The sequence below is a fragment of the Streptomyces sp. GSL17-111 genome (assembly GCF_037911585.1).
Taxonomy (GTDB): domain Bacteria; phylum Actinomycetota; class Actinomycetes; order Streptomycetales; family Streptomycetaceae; genus Streptomyces.
Map to the genome: position 1 here is coordinate 4,182,741 of NZ_JBAJNS010000001.1, position 21,668 is coordinate 4,204,408.

Annotated in this window: 18 protein-coding genes; 10 read left to right on the plus strand and 8 right to left on the minus strand. The window is 73.1% G+C overall.

Annotation, left to right across the window (positions count from 1 at the left end):
• The first annotated feature begins 245 nt into the window (after nucleotides 1–245).
• The 3 genes from V6D49_RS18690 to V6D49_RS18700 are packed head-to-tail and all read left to right on the plus strand — an operon-like array spanning nucleotide 246 to nucleotide 2,891.
• A complete protein-coding gene (locus V6D49_RS18690; protein ID WP_340561260.1) occupies nucleotides 246–1,055 on the plus strand; it encodes an ABC transporter permease in 810 nt (269 codons plus the stop codon).
• Nucleotides 1,056–1,086: 31 nt separating this feature from the next.
• Entirely contained in the window at nucleotides 1,087–1,854 is a 768-nt protein-coding gene (locus V6D49_RS18695; RefSeq protein ID WP_340564120.1) for an ABC transporter permease, read from the plus strand.
• 29 nt (nucleotides 1,855–1,883) lie between these two features.
• On the plus strand, nucleotides 1,884–2,891 hold the full coding sequence (locus V6D49_RS18700) for an ABC transporter ATP-binding protein (RefSeq protein WP_340561262.1): 1,008 nt from the start codon (nucleotides 1,884–1,886) through the stop codon (nucleotides 2,889–2,891).
• A 15-nt stretch (nucleotides 2,892–2,906) separates the two neighbouring features.
• On the opposite strand, the gene V6D49_RS18705 is transcribed toward V6D49_RS18700, so the two are convergent.
• Nucleotides 2,907–4,244 (minus strand): SGNH/GDSL hydrolase family protein, encoded by a 1,338-nt coding sequence (locus V6D49_RS18705; protein ID WP_340561264.1) that lies wholly within the window; start codon nucleotides 4,242–4,244, stop codon nucleotides 2,907–2,909.
• Nucleotides 4,245–4,459: 215 nt separating this feature from the next.
• On the opposite strand from V6D49_RS18705, the gene V6D49_RS18710 reads away from it, so the two are divergent.
• Complete coding sequence (locus tag V6D49_RS18710) at nucleotides 4,460–5,806, plus strand: DUF445 domain-containing protein (protein WP_340561266.1); 1,347 nt, start codon at nucleotides 4,460–4,462, stop codon at nucleotides 5,804–5,806.
• Nucleotides 5,807–5,987: 181 nt separating this feature from the next.
• A complete protein-coding gene (locus V6D49_RS18715) occupies nucleotides 5,988–6,845 on the plus strand; it encodes a fumarylacetoacetate hydrolase family protein (RefSeq protein ID WP_340561268.1) in 858 nt (285 codons plus the stop codon).
• A gap of 50 nt (nucleotides 6,846–6,895) precedes the next feature.
• Here V6D49_RS18715 and V6D49_RS18720 read toward each other — a convergent pair whose 3' ends face one another.
• From V6D49_RS18720 to V6D49_RS18735, 4 genes are all read right to left on the minus strand, one after another.
• Complete coding sequence (locus V6D49_RS18720) at nucleotides 6,896–7,954, minus strand: Gfo/Idh/MocA family oxidoreductase (RefSeq protein WP_340561270.1); 1,059 nt, start codon at nucleotides 7,952–7,954, stop codon at nucleotides 6,896–6,898.
• Between the two features lie 55 nt (nucleotides 7,955–8,009).
• Complete coding sequence (locus V6D49_RS18725) at nucleotides 8,010–8,789, minus strand: HAD-IIA family hydrolase (protein ID WP_340561272.1); 780 nt, start codon at nucleotides 8,787–8,789, stop codon at nucleotides 8,010–8,012.
• 114 nt (nucleotides 8,790–8,903) lie between these two features.
• The gene (locus tag V6D49_RS18730) at nucleotides 8,904–9,575 is read right to left on the minus strand and encodes a class F sortase (protein ID WP_340561274.1); all 672 of its coding nucleotides are present in this window, start codon (nucleotides 9,573–9,575) and stop codon (nucleotides 8,904–8,906) included.
• A gap of 4 nt (nucleotides 9,576–9,579) precedes the next feature.
• Complete coding sequence (locus V6D49_RS18735; protein WP_340561276.1) at nucleotides 9,580–10,227, minus strand: hypothetical protein; 648 nt, start codon at nucleotides 10,225–10,227, stop codon at nucleotides 9,580–9,582.
• 254 nt (nucleotides 10,228–10,481) lie between these two features.
• Here V6D49_RS18735 and V6D49_RS18740 point away from each other — a divergent pair, with 254 nt between their 5' ends.
• The 4 genes from V6D49_RS18740 to V6D49_RS18755 all read left to right on the plus strand — a co-directional run bounded on the left by V6D49_RS18740 (nucleotide 10,482) and on the right by V6D49_RS18755 (nucleotide 15,567).
• Nucleotides 10,482–11,519 carry a glycoside hydrolase family 6 protein gene (locus V6D49_RS18740; RefSeq protein WP_340561278.1) on the plus strand — a complete coding sequence of 346 codons (1,038 nt, stop codon included), beginning with the start codon at nucleotides 10,482–10,484 and terminating at the stop codon, nucleotides 11,517–11,519.
• Between the two features lie 225 nt (nucleotides 11,520–11,744).
• Complete coding sequence (locus tag V6D49_RS18745; RefSeq protein ID WP_340561280.1) at nucleotides 11,745–12,470, plus strand: hypothetical protein; 726 nt, start codon at nucleotides 11,745–11,747, stop codon at nucleotides 12,468–12,470.
• Nucleotides 12,464–13,447 (plus strand): Dyp-type peroxidase, encoded by a 984-nt coding sequence (locus tag V6D49_RS18750; protein WP_340561282.1) that lies wholly within the window; start codon nucleotides 12,464–12,466, stop codon nucleotides 13,445–13,447. The genes V6D49_RS18745 and V6D49_RS18750 overlap by 7 nt, the downstream gene beginning before the upstream one ends.
• A 209-nt stretch (nucleotides 13,448–13,656) precedes the next feature.
• Nucleotides 13,657–15,567: a galactose oxidase early set domain-containing protein gene (locus tag V6D49_RS18755; RefSeq protein ID WP_340561284.1), complete on the plus strand. Its 1,911-nt coding sequence runs from the start codon at nucleotides 13,657–13,659 to the stop codon at nucleotides 15,565–15,567.
• Nucleotides 15,568–15,638: 71 nt separating this feature from the next.
• On the opposite strand, the gene V6D49_RS18760 is transcribed toward V6D49_RS18755, so the two are convergent.
• From V6D49_RS18760 to V6D49_RS18770, 3 genes are all read right to left on the minus strand, one after another.
• Nucleotides 15,639–17,606, minus strand: coding sequence for a kelch motif-containing protein (locus V6D49_RS18760; protein WP_340561286.1), 1,968 nt, complete (start codon nucleotides 17,604–17,606; stop codon nucleotides 15,639–15,641).
• A 114-nt stretch (nucleotides 17,607–17,720) separates the two neighbouring features.
• A complete protein-coding gene (locus V6D49_RS18765) occupies nucleotides 17,721–19,748 on the minus strand; it encodes a glycosyltransferase family 2 protein (protein WP_340561288.1) in 2,028 nt (675 codons plus the stop codon).
• A 387-nt stretch (nucleotides 19,749–20,135) separates the two neighbouring features.
• Nucleotides 20,136–20,306 carry a hypothetical protein gene (locus tag V6D49_RS18770; protein WP_340561290.1) on the minus strand — a complete coding sequence of 57 codons (171 nt, stop codon included), beginning with the start codon at nucleotides 20,304–20,306 and terminating at the stop codon, nucleotides 20,136–20,138.
• Nucleotides 20,307–20,644: 338 nt separating this feature from the next.
• Here V6D49_RS18770 and V6D49_RS18775 point away from each other — a divergent pair, with 338 nt between their 5' ends.
• Nucleotides 20,645–21,646: an aromatase/cyclase gene (locus tag V6D49_RS18775; RefSeq protein WP_340561292.1), complete on the plus strand. Its 1,002-nt coding sequence runs from the start codon at nucleotides 20,645–20,647 to the stop codon at nucleotides 21,644–21,646.
• Nucleotides 21,647–21,668 lie beyond the last annotated feature (22 nt).

Genomic DNA, 21,668 nt, shown 5'->3' on the forward strand with positions numbered 1-21,668 from the left:
TTCCCATATCACTCAAACACGCATCAAACGCCATCGCCCCCAGGACACTCCAGCATCCCGGCGAACCGGCCCCGGCCGGGGCGGCGTCCGGCGGAAAACCGGTGGCCCGCCGCCTGGTCCGTCGCTAGGCTCCCCCAGCCGCGCGCCACCGATCCGGCGCGTCCACCACCGCCACCGCCACCGCCACCACCGCCGACGGAGCTCCCTCGGCCGGTGGCCGACCGACGCCGAAGGGGACCCGGACGATGCATGCCGCGCGGCTCGCTCTCGTGGTGGCCGTCGGCAGCTTCCGCCGGTACGCCACCTACCGCGTCGCCACCGTCGCCGGGGTCGTCACCAACACGGTCTTCGGCTTCATCCTCGCCTACACCTTCACCGCCCTGTGGAGCGAGCGCCCCCGGCTGGGCGGCTACGAACTGCCGCAGGCCCTCGCCTTCGTGTGGATCGGGCAGGCCCTGCTCGCCGCCACCGCGCTGATGGGCGGCGGGGCCGAGAACGAGTTGCAGGGGCGCATCCGCAGCGGTGACGTGGCGGTGGACCTCTACCGGCCGGCCGACCTCCAGCTGTGGTGGCTCGCGGCCGACCTCGGGCGGGCGGCGTTCCAGCTGCTGGGCCGGGGCGCGGTCCCCCTGGCCGTCGGGGCGCTGGCGTTCCCGCTGGCACTGCCGACGACACCGCTGCCGTGGCTGCTGTTCCTGACGTCGGTGGCGCTCGGCGTGGTGGTCGGCTTCGCGCTGCGGTACCTGGTGGTGCTCACCTCGTTCTGGCTGTTGGACGGCAGCGGGGTGAGCGCGATGAGCGGGCTGCTCGGTGTCTTCTTCTCCGGCATGCTGCTGCCGCTGACGCTCTTCCCCGGCGCGTTCGGGGAGACGGTGCGCCTGCTGCCGTGGTCGTCGATGCTCCAGGTCCCCGCCGACGTCCTGCTGGGGGTGCGGCAGGGCGCGGACGCGGCGCGGGGGCTGGGTTTCCAGGCGCTGTGGGCGCTCGCGCTGCTGGGCGCCGGGCGGCTCGTCCAGCGCGCGGCGATCCGCCGGGTGGTGGTGCAGGGTGGTTGACGGGGCGCGGGCCTACGGGCTGATCGTGGCGATGTGGGTGCGTTCGACCGTCGCCTACCGGGCGTCGTTCCTCATGGCGGTGGCGGTCAACTTCGCCGTCACCGGGCTCGACTTCGCCGCCATCATGATCATGTTCACGCACGTGGACGCGCTGGGCGGCTTCACCGTGGCGGAGGTGGCGTTCCTCTACGGCACGACCGGTATGGCGCTCGGCCTGGCCGACCTCCTGCTGGGCTCGATGGACAAGCTGGGCGCCCGGCTGCGGGACGGCACCCTGGACACCCTGCTCGTCCGCCCCGTGCCGGTCTTCTTCCAGGTGGCGGCCGACCGTTTCGCGCTGCGCCGCCTCGGCCGCGTCAGCCAGAGCCTGCTGGTGCTGGGCTGGTCGCTCACGCAGCTGGAGACGGCCGACTGGTCGGTCGTGCAGGTGGCCCTGGTCCCCGTCATGGTGCTGAGCGGCACCGCGATCTTCGGGGCGGTCTTCGCCTGCGGCGCGGCGTTCCAGTTCTGGGCGCAGGACGCGTCGGAGGTGCAGAACTCCTTCACCTACGGCGGCAACACGCTGTTGCAGTACCCGCCGACGGTCTTCGCGACGGAGCTGGTCAAGGGCGTGACGTTCGTCGTGCCGCTGGCCTTCGTCAACTGGCTTCCCGCGCTGCGCGTCCTGGGGCGCGACGATCCGCTCGGCCTGCCGGGGTGGGTGGACTTCGCCTCGCCGGCCGTCGCCGCGCTGTGCTGCGCGGTGGCGGCCGTGGCGTGGCGGCGGGGGCTGCGCGGCTACCGCAGCACGGGGAGTTGACCGGTGTCCGGACCAGCGTGGGGAGCGACGTGGAACTGATCGAACTGGACGGCCTGGAGAAGGTCTTCACCGTGCGCCGCTCGGCGGGGCGGCTGCGCCGCACCCGGCACGAGGTGCGGGCGGTCGACGGCATCAGCTGCACCGTCCGGCGCGGTGAGATGGTCGGCTACATCGGGCCGAACGGCGCCGGGAAGTCCACGACGATCAAGATGCTCACCGGCATCCTGACGCCCAGCGGCGGACGGCTGCGGGTCGCCGGGATCGATCCCGCCCGGGAGCGCACGAAGTTGGCCGGCCGGATCGGCGTCGTCTTCGGGCAGCGCACGACGCTGTGGTGGGACCTGCCGCTGCGCGACTCCTACGCGCTGGTGCGGCGCCTGTACCGCGTCCCGGAGGCGCGCTACCGGGCGAACCTGGAGCGCTGCGTGGAGCTGCTCGACCTGGCTCCGCTGCTGGACGTGCCGGTACGGCAGCTCTCCCTGGGCCAGCGGATGCGCGGGGACATCGCCGCGGCGCTGCTGCACGACCCGGAGGTGCTCTACCTCGACGAGCCGACGATCGGGCTGGACGTCGTCAGCAAGGCGAAGGTGCGCGGCTTCCTGCGGGAGGTCAACGCCGAGCGGGGCACGACGGTGCTGCTCACCACGCACGACCTCAGCGACATCGAGCAGCTCTGCGACCGGGTCATGGTGATCGACCACGGGCGGCTGGTCCACGACGGCGGGCTCGACGCCCTGCACGCGGCGGGGGAGAGCGAACGCGTCCTCGTCGTCGACCTGGAGCGTCCGACGGCGCCCATCGCCGTGCCGGGCGCCCGGTTCGTGCGTGCCGACGGCCCGCGCCAGTGGCTCGCGTTCCCCGCGTCGGCCAGTGCGGCCCCCGTGGTCGCGGCCATCGCCGAACGGTATCCGCTGGCCGATCTGTCGGTGCGCGAGCCGGACATCGAGCAGGTCATCGCGCGGCTGTACACGGAGGGCCGGGAACGCGGAGCGCCCACACCCGGTCGGGACTCCGGCCGGGAGCCCGGCCGGGTGTGACCGGTGCGCTCGGCGTCACAGCTCGGTCGGGTCCGTCCCGGGAACGTGGTGGAGGTCGGCGAGGTCGATGGCGGCGGCCAGGGCGCGGTTGCCGTTGTCACTCGGGTGGAGGTGGTCCCCTGAGTCGTAGGCGGCGCGCAGCCGCTGCGGGGCCTGCGGATCGCGCACGGCGGCGTCGAAGTCGGCGACGGCGTCGAAGACCGTGCTCGTGCGGATGCGTTCGTTGACGGCGAGCCGGACGGCCTCCAGCCTCGGGGAGTGCTCGTCGTGGCCGCCGAACGGGGTCAGCGTGGTGCCGATGACGCGCAGGCCGCGCTGCTGCGCCCGGGCGGCCAGCTGTTCCAGGCCGCTCACGAGGGTCTCCGCGTCCATCCGCCGGGGCGAGCGCATCAGGTCGTTGAGGCCCAGCTGGAGGACGACGGTGCGCACGCCGGTGCGGGAGAGGACGTCCCGCTCCAGCCGGTGGAACCCGCTCTCGCCGTTCGCGGGGGAGCCGGCGGGCGCGTCCGCCAGGGCCCGGTTCCCGCTGATGCCGGCGTTGAGGACGCTGTGGGCGGGCGCGCCCGGCTCGGTGCGCAGCCGCTCGGCGAGGAAGTCCGTCCAGCGGCGGTTGGCGCCGGTGCTGGAGGCGATGCCGTCGGTGATCGAGTCGCCGAGGGCGACGATCGCGCCGGTGGTCTCGGTGGTCCAGACGTCCACACCGGTCACGTACCGCCAGTACGGGGTGGGTTCGGTGTAGGCGGTGCCCTCGACCGCGCCGGCCCGGTCGCCGTGCGCGAGGTAGCTGGTCTGCCGTGCGAAGGGGTGGTAGGTCGCGGGGCCGGAGACGCCGGGGGTGTGGACGGTCACCAGCAGGTCGGTGGCCTGCGGGACACGGAGCCGCACCGGGTCGGAGACGACGCGGCCGCCGGGCGGCAGGGTCACCGACGTCTCGGTCCCGAACGTCAGCCGCCGCATCGTGCCCGCCTTGGCGGTGGGCGTGCTGGGGGCGGCGGCCACGGCGACGGTGGCGTGCGTGACGGTCAGCGGGGCGGTCCCGAAGAGGTTGGACAGGTGGACGCGGGCCGCCGTCCCGCCCACGGTGGTGTGGACGACGTTGCGCACCGAGCGGTCCGGGTGGCCGTAGGGGTTCCGGGGTTCGGCGGCGGCGGGAGCGGTGGCCCAGGTGCCGACCCAGCTGCCCGAGGAGGCCGCCGCGCCCGTGCCGGGCCCGCCCGTCCGGCTCCCGGCACCGGCCGGTCCGCCACCGAACCCCACGTATATGACGCCCGAGACGGCGATCACGAGCGCGGCGAGCCCGGCCAGCAGGAGGTAGCCCGGGCCGCGTCGCGCGGGCGGTGTGCCAGTGGTCATGCTCGGTCTGCCCCTCCGCACCGGTCGTTCGCGGGTGCCATGGTCCCACGCGCCCGCACGCCGTCCGGCACGTGCCCGGGGGCGTCCTTCGCCACAGCGCGGGCGGCGGTGCGCCGGGCTCGGTGGTCCTGCCGGACGCACGTCACGCCGGGCGCGTTCCCCGTTCGGGGCCATCACCCCGCACAATCGGTGCCAGGCGCGGAACGGGTGGAGTGATGACACGTACAGAGCAGGATGCGGTGGACGGGGCGCACGGCGGCGGACGCGGCGGGGGCGGGCCGGGCGGGATCACCCGGGACCTCGGCGCATTCACGGCGGCCGACGTGGAGAAGCAGCGCGGCGTACGGCAGATGAAGGCCATCGCGACGGGTGCGCTCGTCCTGGCGGCCGTCGTGTACGGCCTGGCGACGTGGGCCGAGCACGCCGGGGCGGGGCCGTGGGCCGGCTACGTCGCGGCCGCCGCCGAGGCCGGCATGGTCGGGGCGCTGGCGGACTGGTTCGCGGTCACGGCCCTGTTCAAACGGCCGATGGGGCTGCCCATTCCGCACACGGCGATCATCCGCACCAAGAAGGACCAGCTCGGGCAGAACCTCGGGGACTTCGTCGGGGACAACTTCCTCTCCGACGACGTGGTGCGCTCGCGGCTGCGTGCCGTGGGGATCGGCTCCCGGCTCGGCGGGTGGCTGGCCGAACCCGAGCACGCGGACCGGGTGACGGCCGAACTGGCGGCCGCCGTGCGCGGCGCGCTCACCGTACTGCGGGACGCGGACGTCCAGGCCGTCGTCGGCGAGGCCATCAACCGGCGGGCCGACGCGCGGGAGATCGCGCCGGGGCTGGGCCGTCTGTTGGAGCGTGTCGTCGAGGACCACGGGCACCGGCGCGCCCTGGACCTGGTGTGCCTGCGGGCCCACGACTGGCTGGTGCGCCACCGGGAGCAGGTCATGGAGGCGGTCGCGGGCGGCGCGCCCGGCTGGACGCCCCGGTTCGTGGACCACAAGATCGGCGAGCGCGTCTACAAGGAGCTGTTGCGCTTCGCGGCGGAGATCCGCGACGTGCCCGACCATCCGGCGCGGGTCGCCGTGGACCGTTTCCTCGGGGACTTCGCCCGCGACCTCCAGGACGACCCGGAGACCCGGGCGCGGGTGGAGCGGCTGAAGTCCGAGGTGCTGGCGCGGGACGAGGTGCAGGAGCTGATCGCCTCGGCGTGGTCGTCGGTGCGGGCGATGATCGTGGCGGCTGCGGAGGACGAGCGGAGCGCGCTGCGGCTGCGGGCGCGGTCGTCGCTGCTGTCGTTGGGGCGGCGGCTGGCGGCGGACGGGCGGCTCCAGAACAAGGTGGACGACTGGGTCGAGGGTGCGGCGGCCTACGTCGTCACCACCTACCGGCACGAGATCACGTCGCTGATCACCGAGACCGTCGCGGGCTGGGACGCGGACCAGACGGCCCGCAAGATCGAGGCCAACATCGGTCGTGACCTGCAGTTCATCCGGATCAACGGCACGGTCGTCGGCGCGCTGGCCGGTCTGGCGATCCACACCGCCACGCGTGCGCTGGGGGGCTGACGACACCGGCTCACGCCGTCGGCCGACGACACCGGCTGACGACGGGCGGCGACGGATTTCGTGGAAGTTACGGTCCAGTACGTGGATAGTGGTTGCGCTCTTGTGAGCGTTTCTTGGAGGATCGCCCAATTCCTCTGATGGCCGTCCCCATCGCGACCCCTCACCACTTCGGAGTGTGACTGTGAAGCTGCTGCGTGTCGGGCCCACGGGGGCGGAACGTCCGGCGGCCCTGGACGAGGCCGGAACCCTGCGGGACCTGTCGGGCCTCGTCGCGGACATCGACGGCACGGTGCTCGCCGACGCCGCCGCGCTCGCCCGCGTCCGGGCGGCCCTGGCCGGCCGGGCCCTGCCCGCCCTGGAACCCACCCGGCTGCGCGTCGGCCCCCCGGTGGGCGCCATCGGAAAGATCGTCTGCATCGGCCTCAACTACCGCGACCACGCCGAGGAGACGGGCCAGCCCGTCCCGGCGGAACCGCTGGTCTTCCTCAAGGCCCCGGACACCGTCGTCGGCCCGCGGGACACCGTCCTCGTGCCGCGCGGCAGCGAGAAGACGGACTGGGAGGTCGAACTCGCCGTCGTCATCGGCCGGACCGCCCGCTACCTGGAGACCGACGAGCAGGCGCGCGCCGTGATCGCGGGCTACACGATCACCCACGACGTCTCCGAGCGGGCGTTCATGCTCGAACGCGGCGGCCAGTGGGACAAGGGCAAGAACTGCGAGACGTTCAACCCGCTCGGCCCCTACCTGGTGACGGCCGACGAGATCCCCGACCCGCAGGCGCTCGGCCTGCGCACGTGGGTCAACGGCACGCTGCGGCAGGACGGCACGACGGCCGACCAGATCTTCTCCGTGGCCGAGGTCGTGCGCCACCTCAGTCAGTTCATGACGCTGCGCCCCGGCGACGTCGTCAACACCGGGACGCCGGCCGGGGTGGCGAACGGACAGCCGGAGCCCAAGCCGTTCCTGCGGGCCGGCGACGTGGTCGAGTTGGAGATCGACGGCCTGGGACGGCAGCGCACCGAGCTGAAACCGGCGTGAGGCCGCGCCCGCCGCCCCTCCGGAACCCGGGGCGGCGGCGGGCGGGGGCGTCAGGCCAGCGTGACCGTCACCCGGCGGGCCGCCGAGCGCCGGGCCGCCTCCAGGACCCGCAGGGTGTCCGCCGCCTCCAGCGCGGTCACCGGCGGCGGCCCGCCCGAGCGCAGCGCCTCGGCGACGGCGGCGTAGTAGGCCGGGTAGTCACCCGGCAGCGAGGGGACGGGCGCCGCCTCGGCGACGGTGCCGAGCGTGCCCCACGCGGCCTGCGGCTCCACGCCCCACTCCGACCCGCCCGGCCGCTCCCCGGCCCGCAGGGCGTCCTCCTGCGGGTCGAGCCCGTGGGTGACGAACGCCGCCCGGTCGCCCAGCACCCGCAGCCGTGGCCCGTGCTGGGCCGCCAGGGCGCTGACCCACAGGTGGGAGCGGACGCCGCCGGTGTGGGTGATCGCGATGAACGTGTCGTCGTCGGCCTCCGCCCCCGGGCGCAGCACGTCCGACTCGGCGTAGACGGTCGCGGCCGGGCCGAAGAGCGCCAGCGCCTGGTCCACCACGTGGCTGCCCAGGTCGTAGAGGAGGCCGCCGACGTCGGCCGGGTCGCCGGACTCGCGCCAGCCGCCCTTCGGCTTCGGCCGCCAGCGCTCGAAGCGGGACTCGAACCGGTGCACGGTGCCCAGGTCACCCCGGTCGAGCACGGCCCGCAGGGTGCGGAAGTCGGCGTCCCAGCGGCGGTTCTGGAAGACGGAGAGCAGCAGCCCGCGTTCCTGGGCGAGTGCCGCCAGGCTCTCCGCCTCGGAGGCCGTGGCGGCCAGCGGCTTGTCCACGACGACGGGCAGCCCTGCCCGCAACGCCCGTTCGGCCAGCGCCACATGGGTGCGGTTCGGGGAGGCGACGACGACGAGGTCGAGTGCGCCGGTGTCCGCGAAGAACGCGTCGGCGTCGGCCACCGTCCGGACGCCGGGGTGGTCCTCGCGGGCCTGCCGGGCCCGTTCGGGGCGGGAGGTGACGACGGTGTGGAGGGTCAGGTCCCGGGAGGCCGCGATCAGCGGCGCGTGGAAGACGGAACCGGCCAGTCCGTACCCGATGAGCCCGACGCGCAGGGGAGATGCGTTCATCGGGCCCATGGTAGGGCGCACCGCCCGGCCCGCGACCGGTGCGCCCGGGGGCGGATCAGGCGAGGTCGACGAGGTCGGCGATGGAGTCCACCACGGTCGTCGGACGGAACGGGTAGCGGTCGATGTCCTCCTTGGCCGTCAGTCCGGTGAGGACGAGGAACGTCTCCATCCCGGCCTCCAGCCCGGCCAGGACGTCGGTGTCCATCCGGTCGCCGATCATGGCCGACGTCTCCGAGTGCGCCCCGATGGCGTTCAGCCCGGTGCGCATCATCAGGGGGTTCGGCTTCCCGACGAAGTAGGGCTCCTTGCCGGTGGCCTTGGTGATCAGGGCCGCGACGGAACCCGTCGCCGGCAGCGCCCCCTGGGGGGAGGGGCCGGTGTTGTCGGGGTTCGTCGCGATGAACCGGGCCCCGTCGTTGATGAGGCGGATGGCCTTGGTGAGGGCTTCGAAGGAGTACGTCCGCGTCTCGCCCAGGATGACGAACTCGGGGTCCGCGTCGCTCAGGACGTAGCCGACGTCGTGCAGCGCGGTCGTCAGGCCCGCCTCGCCGATGACGTACGCGGTGCCGCCGGGGTGCTGCTGGTCGAGGAACTTCGCGGTGGCGAGCGCCGAGGTCCAGATGTTCTCGGCGGGCACCTCCAGACCGATCCGGTTCAGCCGGGCGTGCAGGTCGCGCGCGGTGTACATCGAGTTGTTGGTCAGCACCAGGAACGGCTTGCCGGACTCGCGCAGCTTCGTGATGAAGACGTCGGCCCCGGGCACCGGCACGCCCTCGTGCATCAGGACGCCGTCCATGTCGGTCAGCCACGATTCGATCGGCTTGCGTTCGCTCATGCGGCCCATGCTATGCACCGTCCCCGCCCCCCGACATGCCCGGGACACATGCCGAGACGGTCACCGCCCCGCGCGGGCCCGCGCGACGGGCCCGGCCGCCCGGGGCGGAGCCGGTCAGGCGGCCGTCGAGCCGGTGAGGTAGGCGGAGACGACGACGTTCGCCGTGTAGGCCCCGGCCTTCTCGTCGAACGTGCCCCCGCAGGTGATGAGGCGCAACTCCGCGCGCCCCTCGTGCCGTTCCCCGTAGACCCGCTCCGCGTCGAACCCGTCGCGCTGCACGACCTCGACGTTCTCCACGGTGAACTCGGCGGCCGTCCCGTCGGCCCGTGCCACCCGCACCGCCACGCCCGGTTCCAGGGTGCTCAGCTCGTAGAAGACGGCCCGGTCGGTCTCGGTGTCCACATGGCCGACGAGCAGGGCGGCGCCGTCCTCGCCCGGCGCCGGGCCGCCCGCGTACCAGCCGACGGTCCCGGCCTCCTGGAGCGGCGGCGGGTCGACGGCGCCGTCCCGGTCGAGCCCCCGGGGGACGACGACGGCGTCCACCCCCAGTTCGTCGATGACGACCCGCTGCGGCGCCGCCCGCTCCCGGAGGGGCTCGGTGGCCGGGGGCAGGGCGACGCGTCCCTCCTCCCCGACCCGCTCGGAGGTCGCGACGTCCCGTGTGGCGCCGGGTGGCGGCGTGTCGGTGATGTCCTTGCCCCACAGCCACAGGGCCAGCAGCAGCACCGCCCAGGCCGTGCCCGTCATCACCCGCCCGGTGCCCGAGGAGCGCTCCTCGCCGGACACGGCGTCAGCCGTCGGCGCCGCGCCGTGCCACCCGGCGCCGCCGCACGACGGCGAAGCCGGCCAGGCCCACGGCCCCGGCCCCGGCGAGCCCGAGGGCGACGGACGCCGACGCGTCGTCGTCGTCGCCCGCCGTGCCGCCGCCGCCCGCGCGGACGGGGGCCACCGGCCGCTCGTGGTGCCCGTCGTCGTGCCGGTCGTGGCGGCCGTCGTGGCCCCCGTCGTGGTGCGTCGGCTCCGGGTGCGGCCGGCCGCCGACGACGAAGACCGAGCCCTCGGCGATCCCGCGCTTGAGGTTGCCCGTCTTGTCGTAGCAGTCGACGGTGATGCCGTAGCGGCCCGGCTCGGCGGCGGCGCGGATGCCCGCGTGGCCGCTCAGGACCTGGTCGGCGGTCTGCGTGAGCGTCACGGTGGCGACGAAGGCGCGGGACCGGGCCAGCGCCTTGTCCCCGTCGCAGGAGTCCACCCGCAGCGCCACCTGCCCACCGGCCCGGACCTTCGCCGGGCTCACGACGACCGACCCGGAGTACTCCGGGTCCACCGGTCCCGTCCGCTCGGCCGCGGCGGGCACGGTTCCGGACAGGGCGAGGGCGGCGGCGCCCACCGTCAGCAGCGCGGTACGGAACGTCACCCTGGTGGGGCATGCGGTACTCATGGGGAACCTCCGGGTCGATGCCCTTCGACCGTGCCCCGCCGCCCCGGCGGTGGCACCCCCAGCGCGGCCGAACGGGTCTCCGGCCGCCGGTGCGGACCCGCGTGGGCACACCCTAGGCTCGGGAGCGGCCGGACGGGAGAAGGCACCCTCGTCCGGCCCGGGTGAAGTGGGGCCCGCGCCGGGACGTTCCGGACGGCCTTGCGAGAATCGAGAGGCGTGGGGCGCACCGCCCCGCGTGTGGCGAGGGGGAGTGGATGTACGGCACGGACGTCGCCCGCAGGACGCGCGCCCGGGCGCTCGCCGGAACGGCCGCGCTGGCGGCCATGGCGCTGCTGGGCGCCTGCTCCTCCTCGGACGGGGACGGGGACGGCCCGCCCCGGAAGGAGTCGCCCGCCTCCGGGGCGGCGGAGAACCCGGGTCCCTTCTGGGTCAACCCCGAGAGCAAGGCCGCACAGGCGTTGGCCGAGGCCCGCCAGGACGCGCCCGGGGAGGCGGAGCTCGTCGAGGCGATCGCCGGGCGTCCCGCGGGGCAGTGGATCGGCACCGACGACCCGGAGGGGGAGGCCCGCCGGCTCACCGAGGCCGCGGCCGAGGCGGACCGCACGCCGCTGCTCGTCCTCTACAACATCCCCCACCGCGACTGCGGCCAGTACTCCAAGGGCGGGGCCGAGAGCGCGGACGCCTACCGCGCCTGGATCGACCGCGTGGTGTCGGGTATCGGCGACCGTGCGGCGTGGGTCGTGCTGGAGCCCGACGCCCTGCCGCACATCCTCGTCCCCGGCTGCGTCCCCGCCGAGATGCACGACGAGCACTACTCCCTGCTGTCCGAGGCCGTGACGAAGCTGAGCGCGCTGCCGCAGACCCGCGTCTACATCGACGCGGGGAACCCGCAGTGGGTGCGCGACCCCGGCGGCATGGTCGAGCCGCTGCGGCGGGCGGGCATCGAGCAGGCCGACGGCTTCTCGCTCAACGTGTCCAACTACCAGACGACCGAGGCCAACGCGGAGTACGGGAAGCGGCTGTCGTCGATGGTCGGGGACAAGCCCTTCGTCATCGACACCAGCCGCAACGGCAACGGGCCGGTGCCGGGGGACGAGGCGGAGGAGGCGTGGTGCAACCCGCCGGGTCGTGCGCTCGGTGAGCCGCCGACGACGGAGACGGGCGACGAGCGGATCGACGCCTTCCTGTGGGTGAAGCGTCCCGGGGAGTCCGACGGCACCTGCCGGGGCGGCCCGCAGGCGGGCGAGTGGCACCACGCGTACGCCCTGGAGCTCGCACGCAACGCGCAGTGACGCACCGGCCCGTGCGGGGGCGCGTGGGGGCGGGCACCGTCCGCGCGCGATCCGGCGCTCCGCCGGGCGTGCCGCAGCACGTCGGCGCGTGCTCGACGCGGCGCGCGCCCGCCATGCGGGCGGAACGGCATGTGCGCGGGGCGGTTTCCCCCGGAACGGGCCACGCGGGGCGGTGACGGAGGGTAAACGGGTGGCAGTGTCCGCCCACCCCCACGGGAGCCCCACATGACGATGGAAGCCGTCAGGATCGACTTCGACAAGGAGACCGGGATCGGCCCGGTCGACCGGGAGGGTCCGTTCGACCCGGCCGAACGCCGCCTCATGGAGGACCTGCAGGGCAACATCCTCAAAAGCCACGGTCGGGGGCACAGCCGCCACCTCTTCATCCGGTTCGACCCCGCGAGCCGGGACCGGGGCCGGGCCTGGCTGGCCGGCATGGCCGACCGGATCACCACCGCGATGAAGCAGTGGGACGACTCCCGCAGGCGGGCCGCCCTGTTCGCCGCCGCCGGCTTCGGGCCGCTGGGCGTCTCCGTCGGCCTCCGACTCGCCGACGGCCCACGGCTCACGCTCGACGGGACGGCGGGCCCGCTCGGCGGTTCCCTCGGCGCCGGGCTCGGGGACGGCGGCCTGTTCGGCGCCTCGGCCGGAGCGCGGACCGACCGCGGCGGTGCCCGGCCCGACTCCGACGGCGGTCACGGCGGCGACGGCGACGGCCGTCTCGTGGACCCGGAGGCCTTCCTGAGCGCGGAGTTGGCCCGGAACCCCAGCGACGTCTTCGTCAACCTCATGCTCTCCGCCTCCGGTTACCGGGCGCTCGGCTTCACCCGGCTCCCGGCGGACGAGGCGTTCGCCCGCGGCAGCCGGGACTCCGCGACGCTGGCCAGGCTCTGCGACCCCCGGTGGAGCAGTGGCACCGGGGATTCCGGGAGAGCCTGCACGCGGTGGTGATCGTCGCCGACGACGACCCGGAGCGGGTGCAGCGGACGGCGGACGGGATCCGGGCCGACCTGCTCGCCGCCGGCGCCGGGCACGTCGTGCACGAGGAGGCGGGCAAGGTGCTGCGGCTGCGCCCGAACGGGCCCGCGCGTGAGCACTTCGGCTTCGCCGACGGCGTCAGCGAGCCGCACTTCCTGGCCAAGGACGTCGAGAAGGCGAAGAAGGAGGAAGGGCACAGCGTGTGGCACCCCGGCGGACCGCTCAGCCTGGTCCTCGCCAAGGACCCGGGTGGTGACGCGGAGACGGGGTACGGCTCGTACGTCGTCTACCGCAAGCTGGAGCAGGACGTGCCGCACTTCGACGCGCAGCGGCTGAAGCTCGCCCGCGCGCTGGCCGAGGCCGACGGCCGGGCGGAGCCGCACGAGGGCGACAAGGAGCTCGCCGGCGCCTACATGGTCGGCCGTTTCCGCAACGGCATGCCCGTCAACCTGCCGGCCACCGCCTCCCTGGACGGCTCGATCCCGAACGACTTCGACTTCTCCGGCGACCAGGACGGCCTGAAGTGCCCCTACCAGGCCCACACCCGCAAGACGAACCCCCGGGGTGACACCGTCTGGCGGTTCGGCGGCACCCTTGAGGAGGAGCGGACGCGCCGCATCGCCCGCCGTGGCATCTCCTACGAGAGCGACGGCACCGTCGGGCTGCTGTTCCTCTGCGCCCAGGCGGACATCGCCGAGCAGTTCGAGTTCATGCAGGACCGCTGGTGCAACAACGTCGACTTCGTCGCGGGCGGCGCGGACGGCAAGCCCTCCACCGGGCAGGACCCGGTGGTCGGGGTCGGCAGCGCGCAGACCCCGACGTACTGGCCGAAGAAGCACGGCGTCGCCGGGGAGAAGGTCACGGTCTCCCTGGCGGAGTCGGTGACGCTGCGCGGCGCCGAGTACTTCTTCGTCCCCAGCCGTAGCTTCCTGCGCGACGCGCGCGGCTGATCCGCACGGCCGTCCGTTCGCCGCTCCCACCCCGACCGGGGCGGCGGGCGGGCGGCGAGCGGGCCGACACCATCCGGCCCCGAGGTCGCCGACTGAGCGACATATGCCCTTGATAAATGCTTTCTGCACTTTTTCTCTGCAGCTTTATGTCGCCATTGCGTTACTCTGCGTGGCGCGGCGCGCTTCGTCGCTCTCCCGAGGAGGAGTTCATGGCCCATCGCACGATCCCGGGCACCGCCACCGCCTGTTCCCTGCTGTCCGCCGCCACGGTGCTCACGGCCCTCACCGCCGGACCCGTCGCGGCCCACGGCGACGGCGACCACCACCACGAGCCGGCACCGCGCGGCGTCCAGGTGCCGGAGGTCAGCGCGGAGGAGGTGGCGGCCGAGTACGACCCCGCCGAGGCCGCCGCCATCGGACGCGAGCACGCCGAGGCCCACGCCCGCACCCGTGCCGCCGCCGAGAACACGTCCGACTACCCGCAGACGACGCGGACGAACAGCCTGCGGTGGCTCACCGAGGACCAGCGGAAGAAGAACGCCGCCTTCGCCCCGAAGGAGTTCGGCCGCTTCACCGAGTTCTTCCCCTCGCCCGACTACGGCGTGCACATCGCCCAACTCCCCACGGGCAAGGTCCTGCTCTTCTCCTTCGAGCCGGTGGAGGACAACCCGAACCGGGAGACGGCCCCCACCCAGATCATCGGCGCGCGCAACGCCGGGCGGGCCTTCCTGTGGGATCCGCGCCGGGGCACCGGCCCGGACGCCTTCACCGCCGCCCACCCCCCGGTCATCGACATGCCGGACGGCCGGGGCGAGGAGCGCAGAGCGCCGTTCTTCTGCGCCGGTCACTCCTTCCTGCCCAACAGCATGCTCGGGGTCTTCGGCGGGAACCTCGGCGGCAACGGGGGATCCGGCGCCAAACTCTCACTCCTCTACGACCCGTGGAAGGAGGAGTGGCTGCGCCAGGACGACATGGCCGTCGGCCGCTGGTACCCCACGGTCGTGACGGCGGCCGACGGGCGCCAGTACATCTTCTCCGGCCAGTCCGAACGCGGCTGGGGGACGCCGACCGAGGTCGTGGAACGCTTCCCGGCCCAGGGGCGTCCCGTGCCCATGAGCACCGGGGCCAGGATGCTCGGCGACCCGGTCGAGCGGCTCACCGTCGAGGCACCCTTCCGCCACGACTACCCGCACACCTTCGCGCTGCGCGACGGCCTCATCCACGCCCTGGGCCGCGACTCCGACCAGCAGTGGGCCTTCGACCCGGTCCGTCAGACGCGCCGGACCCTGCCGAACCTGCCGGACGACCCGCAGGGCCGCAAGCAGCAGGAGCGCTGGTACGGCTCGGCCGTCCCGCTGCCCAACGGCAAGCTCGGCCCGGACTCCGTCCTGTACATGGGCGGCGACGCGAACGACCCGACCACCTACCTGCTCAAGGACGACACCTGGACCAAGACCGGCGCCAGGGCCTTCGGCCGTACCCAGGACAACACGCTCATCCTGCCCGACGGCAGCCTCTTCACCGTCAACGGCGCCCCCGACATCCGGGACTACGGCAACGGCCCGTACAACCCCAACGCCGACCAGAAGTACCGCAGCACCGAACTGCGCGAGCCGGGCGGCGGCTGGCGGCTCGGGCCCGTCCAGCGCCTGCCGCGCGGCTACCACTCCAACGCGGTCGTCATGCCGGACGGCCGCGTCATGATCACCGGTGACGAGCTCCAGCAGATCGCCAACGACCCCGACATCACCGACGACATGCACGGCACGGTCGAGATCTACGAACCCGCCTACCTGCATCGTGGCGAGCGTCCCCACCTGGGCCGGGCGCCGAAGAAGATGCTCCGCTACCAGCAGCACTTCACGGTCGGTTCCCGCACGGCGGGTGAGGTCGAACGGGCGGTGATCCTGTCCCCGTCGACGGCCACGCACTCCGTCAACACCAGCCAGCGCCACCTGGAACTGGAGATCGTCCGGCGCGGCCAGGGCACCCTGGAGCTGAAGGCGCCGCCCTCGCCCGAGGACGCGATCCCGGGCTTCTACATGCTGTTCCTCCTGAACGAGGACGGCGTGCCCAGTACCGCGCAGTGGGTGCGGTTCGGCCCGCCGCGCGCCGGCTGAGCCACCGCGCCGGCCGGGCCACGGCGACGGCGGACGGACCGGTCTCGGGGGCCGGACCGTCCGCCGCCCGCTCAGCCGTCCTCGCCCGCGTCCTCCCCGGGGCCGGGCACGTGGACCCAGACCGACTCCGAGGGGACGCCCTCGGCGTCGATGACGTTGACCATGTAGTAGCCCGGCGGCACGAGGGTGGGGTCCTCCGGGAGGGTGACGGTGACGCCGTCCGCCGTCGTCGTGAACTCCAGCTCCACCGAGCGCTGCTCGACGTTCGTGACGTGCGTGAAGGAGCTGGGCCGGATCAGCCGCGCCTCCGCCACGGCCCCCGCGTCCTTCGAACGGAACTCCGCGCTTCCGCCCAACTCGACGACCTGCGTCTCCTCGGCGTCGTCGACCAGCTCGGGGCGCCCGCCCTGGAAGAGGTAGGGCGGCTCGTACACGTCGATCTGCTGCTCGAACTCGCCGGGCTTGGTGTTGGCCTCGTCGGCGAAGAGCGAGTCGGAACCGAAGGTCATGACCCGGCCGTCGGGCAGCAGCAGGGCGCCGGAGTGGTAGTTGCGGCCCACCAGCGGGTCGGCGACCGGACGGGAGCTGTTGGTCTCCACGTCGTAGAGCTCGGCCTTGAGGACGTTGCTGTCGCTCAGGCCCCGGTAGCCCCCCGAACCGTTCGTCGTCAGCACGGTGTCGTCGGGCAGGATGACGCTGCTGGGGTAGCGGACGGGCTCGTACAGGTCGGGGCCGTCCTCGAAGCGGGGCAGGTCCTCCTTCAGGTCCACGATGCGCGTCTTGTCGGTGACGGTCTCGCTCTCGCCGATGCCCCCACCGCCGAGGACCATGTAGCGCTGGTCCTGCGCGGGCGGCAGAAGCACCCCCATGGCGGTCTCCAGCGCGTCGGGGTCGCTCAGGCCGGGGACGGCCTCGAACTCGTCCGTCCGCCAGTCCCACAGGCCCGGCGTGCGGCCCTCGTCGGCCGGGCCGTAGCCGGAGCTGGTGCCGGTGTAGAACAGTTCGCCGCCCTGGGCGAGGAAGAGACCCGGATAGGTGGGGAAGTAGCGCTCGTAGGGGAGGGTCTCCCACTCCTTCGTCTCCGGGTCGTAGACCTCGACCTTCTTGGAGACCTCGCCGATGTCGTCCAGGCCGGAGACGGAGATGACGCGGCCGTCCTCCAGCGTGGTCAGCGTCGGGTACCAGCGGGCGTCCTCCATCGGGTCGACCTTGACGTACTCCTCGGCGATCGGGTCGAACTCGTAGGAGTCGCGGATGCCCTGGAAGTCCTTCTTGTCGAAGGACAGCTTGTTGGCGATCCCGTAGACGTTGCGCCGGTCCTCGCCCTCCAGGCCCACGACGACGTACTGCTCCGTGGCGCCGGTGGAGTACTTCTCACCCTTCCGCTCGGCCTCCACGTAGATCCGCGCCTGACTGGCGGTGACGGTGACCTCGCCGGTCTCCGGGTCCTCCGTCTTCTCGGCCCGGGGCACGAGCAGGGAGTCCTGGCTGAGGAAGACCTTCCCGCTGTCCTTCCCCCGGAACTTGGTGCCCTTGGGCAGCGTCATCGGCTCGTCGGGGTTCTCGTTGCTGACGATCATCAGACCGCCGGCCTTCTCGACGTCCCCCTCCAGCGTCTCGTACCGCTTCGTGCCCCCGGCGACGAGCAGGTTGCCGTCCGGGAGCTGGGTGTGCCCGGCACAGAACATGTCGGCCGGGGTGGGGATGTTGGCGAAGGAGTTGTCCTCGGGGTCCCACAGCACGCTGCGGAAGGTCTGCGCGTCGAACTGCTCGGCGTCGTTGCCCGAACCGGCGATGAGCAGCACCTTGCCGGTGTACAGCAGCGCCGCGTGGATGGTGTTGATGCGGTACTCGTCGGGCACGTCCAGCACGTGCCACTTGCCGTTGTCGGCCTTGTACTCGGGCTGGTTGATCTTGTACTCGTGGTACTGCTCCGAGCCGTAGCGGATCAGCCAGGGCGCGTTCATCCCGGCGATGGCGAGCAGCGCGGCCGTCGAGATCGCTATCCGCTTGGTACGGCGGCTCGGACGGTATTTCACGGTTCGGACTCCTGGCGGACGTGCGGTGGCGTGCGGACGGGATGCTGCGGGGCCCGGCGGGGCGTGCGGGCCACGGGGGCGCGCCCGGCGCGGGCTCGTGGCGGGCGCGCCGGGTCAGGCGCGCGGAGCCGGGTGCCGGGGGCGACGCACGGCGATCTGGATCGTGTCCTCGGGGCTCACGGCGGGAGGGACGGGGCCGCCCACCGAGGCGTCCTCGGTGCGCGGGCCGGGTACGGAGGCCGCGGCACCGTCCGGCGCTGCTGTGCTCCTGCCGTCCCGGCCGGACGGGCCGTCCGGCGTTCGGCCCTGCTGTCGGCGCCGCTTCAGCTCCTTGCGGACGGTGACCTGCCAGCCGATGATCGGCGCCGCCGTGATCAGCAGGGCCAGCGCGGCCCAGGTGATCATCGCGGGGTGGTCGTGCCCGAGGAAGAACGACCCCACGAGGGAGCCGCCGAAGACGGCGATGAAGAACAGGTGGACGCGGAAGGTGCCCAGCAGGGTGTCGGGGCTGGCTGAGTCGCCCTTCGGCGTCACGACGAACTTGCTCTTGCGGCGCAGCACGGCGTCCAGCAGCGAACGGGCGTAGATGGGCGCGGAGAGTGCCGACATGAGCATGCCCGCGAGACCGCCCGAGCCCTCCGGCTCGTGCGGGGAGACGTTGTGCCGCCGGTTCCAGATGTACAGGCCCACCTGGAGGGCCGAGGCGTTGCCGTAGAGCATCATCCAGATGACCGGGTCGATCTGCACGCCGGAGGCGCCGAGGCCGAGGAAGAGGGCGCAACTGAGAGCCGCCAGGATCCAGTTCAGCGCTGAGATCGGGTAGAAGATGATCATCATCGTGTAGTTGAAGAGCTTCCCGGCGGGCAGCGAGAAGAAGCCCTTCCAGTACTGGCCGAGGATCGTCTCGTAGGTGCCGCGCGACCACCGGAGCTGCTGGGTGAAGAAGTCGGTCCAGGCGTTGGGGCCCTCGCCGACGGCCAGCACGTCCGGGGTGTAGACCGAGCGCCACTTCCGGCCGGTCACGGGGTTGCGGTGCCGGTGCATCTCGAAGCCGGTGGCCATGTCCTCGGTGATCGAGTCGTACAGACCCCCGATCTGCTTGATCGCCTTGATCCGTACGGCGTTGCTCGTGCCGACGAACATCGGGGCGCCGTAGCGGTTGCCCGCCCGCTGGATCAGCGCGTGGAAGAGGAACTGCTGGCTCTCGGCGGCCTTGGTGACGAAGTTGTCGTAGTTGCCGTAGACCTGCGGCCCGATGACGAAGCCGACGTCGGGGTCCCGGAAGTAGCCGAGCATCCGCTCCAGGTAGTTCGCCAGGGGGACGTGGTCGGTGTCGACGCCGGCGAAGAAGTCGTAGTCGTCCCCGTGGGCGTCGAGCCAGGCGTTGTAGTTGCCGTGCTTGGTCTTGGCCCGGAAGGCACCCTTCGGGGTGTTCCAGCGGTCCACTCCCTTGCGGCTGAAGTGGCGCACGCCCAGCTTCGCGCAGACGGCCTTCACCTCGGGGTCGTCGCCCTCGTCGAGCAGCCACACGTGCACCGTGCCCCGGTGGCGGATCTTCACGGCCGCCTCCAGGGTCTTGGTGACCATGGAGAGCGGTTCCTTGCCGGGCACGAACGAGGTCAGGAACGCCACGCGCGTGCCCGCCTCGGGCACGACGGGCACCGGGTCGCGGGCGACGAGCGTCGCGTGGGAGTTGGAGAGCACGTTGAGCGTGCGGAACAGCTCGATGAGACCGATCGCGACGAGCATGACGACGTCGAGGACCAGGACCAGGTCCGAGACGGAGCCCTCGTCGCGCTGGGTCCAGTGCTGCGGCTGCATGAGCCACAGGAAGAGGCCGAGGGAGAGCAACGGCGCGGCCGCCAGCAGCAGTCCGGCCCGGACGCGGTGCGGCTCGTCACCCAGCAGGCTGCGGTAGCGCACGCGGTAGGGCACGTCCGGGTCGGGCCGGGTGAGCGGTCCGGCGAGCCGGCTGTAGTGCTCGTAGTCGTAGCGCGGCGGCGCCTTGCGCGGCCAACGCAGCCCGCGGCCGAGGGAGTGCTCGCCGGTGCGGGAGCCACGTGGTTCCCGCAGGACGCGCAGCTTCGTCGTCCGTGACGGGTCGTCGTCCGCGGGCGGCCGGGAATCGCCTGCTGCCGTCATGTGTCCATCCCCCCGCACGCAGGGTGTGCGTGACGTCGTTCGGGTCTTGCCTCCCCGCCCGTACGAAGACATGGAGCGGGGCACGCCGGTTCCCGGAAACCCCCAGAATGTGGACGGACCCCCACCGCGTATGAGTTTCGACCGGTGACCGGCGCGTCAGCTTTGCGAAACCCTCACATGATCGCAAGAGTGTGATGACCTGATTGCGGGCTTTGGCGTACGAATGCCCGGATGAATGTGATCAAAGTGATGTGTGGCGCCCCCTGCCGCCCGCCCCCGCCGCCCCCGTGCCGGCCCCGCACGCGGTACGCCCCGGGTCCTGCCCCGGACGCCACCGCCCGGAGCCGGGTGGCCGGGTGCGGTACCCCGGGGCAGGACCCGGGCCCGTCAGTCGATGCCGCGCCAGATGTGCGGCTCGCGGCTGTTCTCCTCGTCCTCGCCCGCGAGCAGGGCCAGGACCACCGGTGTGGCCTCGATTCCCCGGGCCGACTCACCCCCGGCCGCGTACGTGCCGAGCGGCGTGGGGCCGGGCTCGGGCCCGGACGGCCTCGTGGTCACGTCCATCAACGTCACTGCGCGTCAACTCCCTCGGACATACGGTCGGGCAGCACGACTCAGTGTGCGCGAGCGGCGCGCCCGCCGCGACCGGACTCGCGAGAAAAACCGCAGGTGGCACGCAGTGCCGGGCATCGCGGCCCGGGATGCCGAGCAGCAGGTCCACCCGGCTCGAAGGGTGGGGCACGCCGGTCGCGAACGGGCCGGGGCCCGACGGAACACCCGGCGCGGCAGCCGGTCGCGGATCACCCGGACGGGCGATCGGGTTCGAGTGGAGTTCCATCGCCTGCGGAGACGCTGGTGCCCTCAGGACCCGCGGGCGAGGCGAAGGGGAGGCCGACGTGACACGACCAGAACCCGGCAGCACGGCGGACGTGACGGTCGACCGGACGGTCGCGATCGACGCACCCCCCGGAGTCGTCTACCGGCTCATCGCCGACATCACCGGCTGGCCGCAGATCCTCAGCTCCATCGTGCACGCCGAGGTCGTCGAGGACCGGCTCGTGGGCCGGGCCGTGCGCGAGCAGACCGTCCGGGTCTGGGCCCTGGCGGGGGAGCGCGTCGAGAGCTGGACGTCCCGCCGCATCCTCGACCCGGCCGCCGGGGAGGTCAGCTTCGAGCAGGTCGTCACGACCGAGCCGGTGCTCCGCATGGGCGGCGTCTGGCGGATCGAGCCGACCGACGACGGCGCCACCCGGCTCGTCCTGCGCCACCGCTACCGGACCGTCCCCGGGGGCGCGGCCGCGGCCAAACGTGTCGCCGAGGCCGTGGAGGACAACAGCAGGACCAGCCTGGCCGCCCTGCGCAACCACGCCGAGCTGGGCGAGCGGCACGACGCCCTCCAGTTCGCCTTCCGCACCGCCGTGGACATCGCCGGCAGCACGGAGGACGTGTACGCCTACCTCCAGCACGCCGAGCGCTGGCCGGAGCGGCTACCGCACATCGTGCGCACCCGCCTCACCGGGGCCGGGCCGGGCCTCGCCCACCTCGACATGGACTCCCGCACGCCCGACGGTTCCCTCCACCACACCGTCTCCGTCCGCGTCTGCTTCCCCGACCGGCACACCATCGTCTTCAAGCAGCGGCGTCTTCCCGTGGTCATGAGCGCCCACACCGGCCGCTGGCAGCTCGCCGAGATCCGCGCCGCCTCGGGCGAACCACGGGTGCGGGCCACCTCGTGGCACACCATCACCCTCGACCCCGAGGGCGTCCGCAGCACCTACGGGGTCGAGGCGACCACCGCCGAGGCCCGGCAGCACCTGCGCGCGACCCTGAGTACCAACAGCGGCGCCACGCTCAGCCACGCCAAGCAGTACGCGGAAGCCGCCCGCGCCGGAGCGTGACCGGAACGGACCCGCTGACTCG